The organism is Vibrio sp. Y176 (assembly GCF_033438945.1).
Window position 1 is genome coordinate 1 of sequence record NZ_JAWOQS010000796.1, and the last position, 604, is coordinate 604.

Sequence of the window (604 nt, forward strand, 5' to 3'; positions counted from 1 at the left end):
GGGACATTGTTCAATACAGTACTGAAAGTCAGATACCGCGACCTGACGACACTCAAGCTGTTGGAAGATAAAACCGCGATCACGAATCTCGTATGGGTCATCTGGCACAAAGGTCAACGCCAGATTAGTACAGCGCAGCGCCAGTGTGTAACGCTCTTCTCTCAGCATCGCGCTTTTAATCAACGCCAACCAGCGACCAATCACTGTCGGATTATCCGCTTCGTCAAAATGTTCTGGTTTAAGTTGCGCTAACGGTCCTTCTTGACCGATTAACCAAGCTTGAAGGATTTTCTCACCAACATACTCCCCGTTGAACGGGTTAATGTAGTCTGGTGTTTTGTGCATCCAATCCACTTTAATTAGGAACTGAGTTGGGAATGTCACACCTTTTATAGGGAAGCCAAGGCGATTGCCTAAGTACAATAAAATTGCACCTAAGCTGACCGGTATACCTTTTTTACGCTCTAGCACTTTATCGATAAAGCTGTTGTCAGAGATAAAGTACTCTTGGTCGTCACCTTTGAAGCCCCACTCATGGAAAAACAGACGTAGGAAAGAGTCGAAACGCTGCTCTTCATCTGTTTCATGGATAAGCGTTGCTTCT

Annotated in this window: 1 protein-coding gene; it reads right to left on the reverse strand. The window is 45.4% G+C overall.

All coding sequences use genetic code 11. The annotated features are described in order from the left end of the window. Positions 1-604: SirB1 family protein (locus R7O13_RS28710; RefSeq protein ID WP_318305440.1), on the reverse strand; the 604-nt coding region annotated here is incomplete at both ends.